The 7,352-nt window shown below is 63.0% G+C and carries 5 protein-coding genes and 1 pseudogene; all 6 read left to right on the forward strand.

Features of this window, described 5'->3' with window-relative positions; translation table 11 throughout:
- The first annotated feature begins 50 nt into the window (after positions 1-50).
- Positions 51-1,214 (forward strand): 2-methylcitrate synthase, encoded by a 1,164-nt coding sequence (gene prpC / locus EPO09_RS07025; protein ID WP_290641563.1) that lies wholly within the window; start codon positions 51-53, stop codon positions 1,212-1,214.
- 150 nt (positions 1,215-1,364) lie between these two features.
- Complete coding sequence (gene acnD / locus EPO09_RS07030; protein ID WP_290641565.1) at positions 1,365-3,983, forward strand: Fe/S-dependent 2-methylisocitrate dehydratase AcnD; 2,619 nt, start codon at positions 1,365-1,367, stop codon at positions 3,981-3,983.
- A gap of 30 nt (positions 3,984-4,013) precedes the next feature.
- The gene (locus EPO09_RS07035; protein ID WP_290641567.1) at positions 4,014-4,844 is read left to right on the forward strand and encodes a hypothetical protein; all 831 of its coding nucleotides are present in this window, start codon (positions 4,014-4,016) and stop codon (positions 4,842-4,844) included.
- Between the two features lie 69 nt (positions 4,845-4,913).
- Entirely contained in the window at positions 4,914-6,104 is a 1,191-nt protein-coding gene (prpF, locus tag EPO09_RS07040; RefSeq protein ID WP_290641569.1) for a 2-methylaconitate cis-trans isomerase PrpF, read from the forward strand.
- Between the two features lie 174 nt (positions 6,105-6,278).
- Complete coding sequence (locus tag EPO09_RS07045) at positions 6,279-6,818, forward strand: hypothetical protein (protein WP_290641571.1); 540 nt, start codon at positions 6,279-6,281, stop codon at positions 6,816-6,818.
- Between the two features lie 223 nt (positions 6,819-7,041).
- Positions 7,042-7,352: pseudogene (locus EPO09_RS07050) on the forward strand (aconitate hydratase B); the annotation flags it as partial.

A 7,352-nucleotide genomic window follows, 5' to 3' on the forward strand; every position in this document is an offset into this window, starting at 1 on the left:
CCGACTGTTTCAACCGACTGCCTCAACCTTCAAGCCAGGAAACTCATCTCATGAGCGCTACACCCGAAACAACCACCCCCGGTTTCAAGCCCAAGAAGTCCGTTGCCCTGTCGGGCACTGCCGCCGGCAACACGGCCCTGTGTACCGTTGGCCGCACGGGTAACGACCTGGCCTACCGTGGCTACGACATCCTGGACGTCGCCACCACCTGTGAATTCGAAGAAATCGCCCACCTGCTGGTGCACGGCAAGCTGCCCACCGTGGCCGAACTGGCTGGCTACAAGGCCAAGCTGAAGTCGCTGCGCGGCATCCCCGCCGGCCTGAAGACCGCGCTGGAGCAACTGCCCCCGTCGGCCCACCCGATGGACGTGATGCGCACCGGCGTGTCCGTGCTGGGTTGCCTGCAGCCCGAGAAGGACGACCACAACCACCCCGGCGCCCGCGACATCGCCGACAAGCTGATGGCCTGCCTGGGCTCGATGCTGCTGTACTGGTACCACTTCGCCTACAACGGCAAGCGCATCGACGTCGAGACCGACGACGACTCGATCGGCGGCCACTTCCTGCACCTGCTGCACGGCGAGAAGCCCCGCGACAGCTGGGTGCGCGCCATGCACACCAGCCTGATCCTGTACGCAGAGCACGAGTTCAACGCGTCGACCTTCACCTCGCGCGTGGTGGCCGGCACGGGCTCGGACATGTACTCCGCCCTGACCGGTGGCATTGGCGCCCTGCGTGGCCCCAAGCACGGTGGTGCCAACGAAGTCGCCTTCGAGATCCAGAAGCGCTACGACACACCTGACGAAGCCGAGGCCGACATCCGCGCCCGTGTCGAGAAGAAGGAAGTCGTGATCGGCTTCGGTCACCCCGTCTACACCGTGAGCGACCCCCGCAACGTGGTCATCAAGAAGGTGGCGGAAGACCTGTCCAAGGAACAGTCGAACATGAAGATGTACGACATCGCCGAGCGCCTCGAATCGGTGATGTGGGAAATCAAGAAGATGTTCCCCAACCTGGACTGGTTCTCGGCTGTGAGCTATCACATGATGGGCGTGCCCACCGCGATGTTCACCCCGCTGTTCGTGATCGCCCGTACCTCCGGCTGGTCGGCCCACGTGATCGAACAGCGCATTGACGGCAAGATCATCCGTCCATCGGCCAACTACACCGGCCCTGAAGACCAGAAGTTCGTGCCCATCAAGGACCGCAAGTAATCCTTGAGCCGAACCCTGGGCGCCACATCTTCGACGCATGAACCGTCGTGATGTGGCGCCTTGTCACTTGCTGACCGCCGCACCAGCACTTCGACCTCAAACGCCGCATCTGATTCTCCGCCCACGATCACCGCATCACAAGGCCGCCCCATGAACACGAATTTCCGCAAGAACCTGCCCGGCACCTCGCTGGACTACTTCGACACCCAAGCCGCTGTTGAAGCCATCAAACCCGGCGCCTGGGCCACCCTGCCCTACACCTCACGCGTGCACGCCGAGAACATCGTGCGCAAAGCGGATCCGGCCATCATCAACGACTGCCTGACGCAGCTGATCGAGCGCAAGCGCGACCTTGACTTCCCCTGGTTCCCCGCTCGCGTGGCCTGCCACGACATCCTGGGCCAGACCGCGCTGGTGGACCTCGCCGGCCTGCGTGACGCCATCGCCAAGGAAGGCGGCGACCCCGCCAAGGTCAACCCCGTGGTGCCCGTGCAGCTGATCGTGGACCACTCGCTGGCCGTGGAGTGCGGTGGCTTCGACCCCGATGCCTTCAAGAAGAACCGCGACATCGAAGAGCGCCGCAACGAAGACCGCTTCCACTTCATTGAGTGGACCAAGAACGCCTTCGCCAATGTGGACGTGATCCCTGCGGGCAACGGCATCATGCACCAGATCAATCTGGAGAAGATGTCCCCCGTGATCCACGCTGACAAGGGCGTGGCCTACCCCGACACCTGCGTGGGCACCGACTCGCACACGCCTCACGTGGACGCGCTGGGCGTGATCGCCATCGGCGTGGGCGGCCTGGAAGCCGAGAACGTGATGCTGGGCCGCGCCTCGTGGATGCGCCTGCCTGAAATCGTCGGCGTGAAGCTGACGGGCGAGCGTCAACCTGGCATCACCGCCACCGACGTGGTGCTGGCGCTGACCGAGTTCCTGCGCAAGTCCAAGGTTGTGGGCGCCTACCTGGAGTTCTACGGCGAAGGCGCTTCGAAGCTGACCATTGGCGACCGCGCCACCATCTCGAACATGGCCCCCGAATACGGCGCCACCGCCGCCATGTTCAGCATCGACCAACAAACGCTGGACTACCTGACGCTGACGGGCCGCGATGCAGCCCAAGTCAAGCTGGTCGAGACCTACGCCAAGCAAGCCGGCTTGTGGTCTGACAGCCTGGCCAAGGCCGTGTACGAACGCGACCTGACGTTCGATCTGTCCAGCGTCGTGCGCAACATGGCTGGCCCGTCGAACCCGCACGCCCGCGTGGCCACGTCTGACCTGGCTACCAAGGGCATCGCCGGCAAGTGGGCCATGCCGGCCGCTGGTGAAGGCACCATGCCTGATGGCGCCGTGATCATCGCCGCCATCACCTCGTGCACCAACACCTCCAACCCGCGCAACGTGATCGCGGCCGCCTTGCTGGCCCGCAACGCCAACAAGCTGGGCCTGACGCGCAAGCCCTGGGTGAAGTCTTCGCTGGCCCCTGGCTCGAAGGCGGTGGAGCTGTACCTCAAGGAAGCCAATCTGCTGGGCGACCTGGAGAAGCTGGGCTTCGGCATCGTGGCTTTCGCCTGCACCACCTGCAACGGCATGTCCGGCGCGCTCGATCCGGTCATCCAGAAGGAAATCGTTGACCGCGATCTGTACGCCACCGCCGTGCTCTCAGGCAACCGCAACTTCGACGGCCGCATCCACCCCTACGCCAAGCAAGCCTTCCTGGCTTCGCCCCCGCTGGTCGTGGCCTACGCGATTGCCGGCACCGTGCGCTTCGACATCGAAAACGATGTGCTGGCGGTGGTCGATGGCAAGGAAATCCGCCTGAAGGACATCTGGCCTTCGGACGACGAGATCGACGCCATCGTCAAGGTGGCCGTCAAGCCCGAGATGTTCCGCGCTGTGTATGAGCCCATGTTCGCCATCCAGGCCGACAAGGGCGTGCAGGTGAGCCCGCAGTACGACTGGCGCCCACAGTCCACCTACATCCGCCGTCCTCCCTACTGGGACACGGAAGGTGTGGGCGCCCTGGCCGCCAACCCGCGCACCTTGAAGGGCATGCGCCCGCTGGCCATCCTGCCGGACAACATCACCACCGATCACCTGTCGCCCTCCAATGCGATCCTGATGAACTCGGCGGCCGGTGAATACCTGCACAAGATGGGTCTGCCTGAAGAAGACTTCAACTCCTACGCCACCCACCGTGGTGACCACCTCACTGCCATGCGCGCCACCTTCGCGAACCCCACGCTGAAGAACGAGATGGTGCGCGATGCCGACGGCAAGGTGAAGGCCGGTTCGCTGGCCCGCATCGAGCCCGAAGGCAAGGTCGTGCGCATGTGGGAAGCCATGGAGACCTACTACGAGCGCAAGCAGCCGCTGATCATCGTGGCCGGCGCCGACTACGGCCAGGGCTCTTCGCGTGACTGGGCTGCCAAGGGCGTGCGCCTGGCTGGCGTGGAAGCGATTGCGGCCGAAGGCTTCGAGCGCATCCACCGCACCAACCTGATCGGCATGGGCGTGATGCCCCTGGAGTTCAAGCCAGGCACCAACCGCCTGACCCTGAACCTGGATGGCACCGAGACCTACGACGTGGAAGGCGATCTGAAGCCTCGCGCCGATCTGAACCTGGTCATCACCCGCAAGAGTGGCGAAGTGGTGAAAGTGCCGATGACCTGCCGCCTGGATACGGCGGAAGAGGTGTCGGTCTATCAGGCTGGTGGCGTGTTGCAGCGTTTTGCACAGGACTTCCTGGCTGCGAACAAGGCTGCGTAAGCGCCAAGCAGCAGGATCCAGAGCTTGCCCATGAACGCACTGCTCATTCTCAAGCTGGTTCTGGTTCCTTCGCTCATCGCTGGCGTCACCATCGCAGGCCGCCGTTGGGGGCCTGCTGTCGCAGGCTGGCTCTCGGCCTTCCCCGTGATCGCCGGCCCCATCCTGCTGTTCATGGCCTTGGAACAAGGCGCCAGCTTCACGGCCACTGCAGCCGTGGGCACCTTGTCCGCCGTTGTGGCGAACATCGCGTTCGGCCTGGCTTATGCCCGCACTGCGCGTCGATATCCCTGGCTGCTCAGCGTGACCGCCGGTTGGCTGGCCTACTTCCTGGTGGTGGCGATCCTGCGCCAACACACCCCTGCGATTTCGTACATTGCCCCCATCGTGCTGGCGGCCTTGCTATTGGCTCCTGCCCTTTACCCCTCAACACCAGCCCAACAGCATGCGCCATCACGCCCAGCCAATGACCTCGGCCTGCGCATGCTGGCAGGCGCCATGCTGACAGGCCTGGTCACGCACTTTGCTGCCAGCCTGGGCCCAGGCTTGAGTGGCATGTTGGCCATGTTCCCGGTCATGGGCACCGTGCTGACCGTGTTCACACACAGACACGATGGTTCTGCTGCCGCCATCAAGCTACTCAAGGGCATGGTGCTGGGTTATTACGCCTTCAGCACGTTTTGCATCACACTGGCCATGGGCCTGCAAGCTTTACCCATTGCGCCCGCGTTCCTCATGTCGTTCGGTGCAGCAGCGTGCGTGCAAGTCCTGTCGCGCATGTTCATGCTGCGCAGCGAAGCAGCCACAACCGACCTGCCTCTGCCCGTCAATTTAATGACAAGTCAAACAGGCACGACCGATTAACGCTTGCGTCAGCCCCATACGGCGGCCATCCGCAAGCAGTCCTTCTTTTCACGGAATTTGGAGTCATCCATGAGTCAAGCACCCCAAATCAAGATCCCCGCCACCTACATCCGTGGCGGCACCAGCAAAGGCGTGTTCTTCCGCCTGCAAGACTTGCCTGCTGCCTGCCAGCAACCTGGCGAAGCACGCGACAAGCTGTTCATGCGCGTGATCGGCAGCCCTGACCCCTATGCTGCCCACATCGATGGCATGGGCGGCGCCACGTCGTCCACATCGAAGTGCGTGATCCTGTCCAAGTCCAGCGTGCCCGATCACGATGTGGACTACCTCTACGGCCAGGTCTCGATCGACAAGCCCTTTGTGGATTGGTCGGGCAACTGCGGCAACCTGTCGACGGCGGCCGGCGCCTTCGCCATCCACGCTGGCCTGGTTGACCCCGCCCGCATTCCGCAAAACGGTGTGGCCGTGGTCCGCGTCTGGCAAGCCAACATCAAGAAGACCATCATCGCCCACGTGCCTGTGACCAACGGCCAGGTGCAGGAAACCGGTGACTTCGAACTCGACGGCGTGACCTTTCCGGCCGCCGAGATCGTGCTCGAATTCATGGACCCGTCCGATGACGGCGATGAAGGCGGCTCGATGTTCCCCACAGGCAACCTGGTCGATGACCTGGAAGTGCCCGGCATCGGTACGTTCAAGGCCACGATGATCACCGCTGGCATCCCGACCGTGTTCGTCAATGCCAAAGACATCGGCTACACCGGCACCGAACTGCGCGAGCAGATCAATACCGACGCCGCAGCCCTGAAGCGCTTTGAAGCCATCCGCGTCGCCGGCGCCCTGCGCATGGGCTTGATCAAGACGCCCGAAGAAGCCGCCACCCGCCAGCACACGCCCAAGATCGCCTTCGTGGCGCCGCCCACTGCCTACACGGCATCCAGCGGCAAGACCATTGAAGCAGGCGATGTGGACTTGCTGGTGCGCGCCCTGTCCATGGGCAAGTTGCACCACGCCATGATGGGCACCTGTGCGGTAGCCATCGGCACAGCGGCAGCCATCCCCGGCACCCTGGTCAACCAGGCGGCTGGCGGCGGCGGCGAGCGCGAAGCTGTGCGTTTTGGTCACCCCTCCGGCACGCTGCGTGTCGGCGCCCAGGCCAAGCAGGTGAACGGCCAGTGGACGGTCACCAAGGCCATCATGAGCCGCAGCGCACGCATCCTGATGGAAGGCTGGGTGCGCGTACCCGGCGACACCTTCTGATCTGTTTTCAGGACAGAAACATTCGTCCGTTTACACGATCAATTGACCAAAAAGGCTGAAAGCGGGGGCAGTTCCCCGCTTGCCTTGGTCAGATTTGATGGCAAGATCCGCGCACCGGATGGCAGCCAACTGTCGTCCCCTGTTCCCGGCAAGTGATTGATCAAGGCCCACGTCATGACGAAGACCTCCTCCAGCAAGCTCCAGCGCTACCAACGCATCCGCACCCTGGCCATGTCGGCCGGCATGGTGCTGGGCATGGCCGCCGCCGCCTTTGGCCCGCAACTGGCCCACGCCGCCACCAAGACAGGCGGCAAGAAGACCATTGCCGAGAAATTTGCCGCCCTGCCGGAAGCCACCGCAGAGCAGTTGCAAGCCGCAGAGCGCGTGCTGATCGGCCGCTATGAATGCGAATTTGGCAAGCGTGTGTCCGTGGACCGCAATGACAAGAACAAGGGTTACTTCAACCTGAAACTGGGCAACCAGTCGTGGGTGATGAAGCCCGTGCTGTCGAGTACTGGCGCCATCCGCCTGGAAGACATCAAAGGTGCGGCCCTGCTGATTCAGATCCTGACCAAATCCATGCTGATGGACGTGAAGGCTGGCCACCGCATGGTGGACGGTTGCGTGCACGAGGTTCAACGTGCCGCAGAGATCGAGCTGGCCAAACAACCTGCTCGCCCGGCACTGTTTGAGCCCCCAGCTGGTGCACAGTAAACAGCGCCTGATCCCTTCCCTCAAGCCCGGTCTTCACCGGGCTTTTTAGCTTTTTCGCCCCGAAGCAGGGCACGCTTGGCACCTGATTTGAGTGAAATTCATTGAAATCCGCCCCCATGCGTGACTTTGCCTCTCGTACTAGGCGAAAATAGCAGGCTGCACGGAAATTGCATTTCCTTGTGACCGAAACGCGTTTTTGCCCAATCCACACCAGGTGAACACCATGTTGCAAGCCTATCGCCAACACGTTGCCGAGCGCGCCGCGCTGGGTATCCCCCCTCTGGCCCTGTCTGCCGGCCAAGTCGCTGACCTGATCGAGCTGATCAAGAACCCACCCGCTGGCGAAGATGCCTTCCTGCTGGATCTGCTGACGCACCGCGTTCCTCCCGGCGTGGACGATGCCGCCAAGGTCAAGGCTTCCTTCCTGTCGGCCGTGGCCCACGGCGACGTCAAGACCACCCTCATCTCCAAGGCCAAGGCCACCGAGTTGCTGGGCACCATGGTCGGCGGCTACAACGTCAAGCCCCTGATCGA

The organism is Aquabacterium sp., assembly GCF_004297345.1.
In the GTDB taxonomy this organism is placed as follows: Bacteria; Pseudomonadota; Gammaproteobacteria; order Burkholderiales; family Burkholderiaceae_C; genus Aquabacterium.

Excerpts from the sequence above, each read along its gene's own strand:
- EPO09_RS07045 (WP_290641571.1), top strand. The coding sequence starts at position 6,279 with ATGACGAAGACCTCCTCCAGCAAGCTCCAGCGCTACCAACGCATCCGC.
- EPO09_RS07035 (WP_290641567.1), top strand. The coding sequence starts at position 4,014 with ATGAACGCACTGCTCATTCTCAAGCTGGTTCTGGTTCCTTCGCTCATC.
- prpC (WP_290641563.1), top strand. The coding sequence starts at position 51 with ATGAGCGCTACACCCGAAACAACCACCCCCGGTTTCAAGCCCAAGAAG.
- prpF (WP_290641569.1), top strand. The coding sequence starts at position 4,914 with ATGAGTCAAGCACCCCAAATCAAGATCCCCGCCACCTACATCCGTGGC.
- acnD (WP_290641565.1), top strand. The coding sequence starts at position 1,365 with ATGAACACGAATTTCCGCAAGAACCTGCCCGGCACCTCGCTGGACTAC.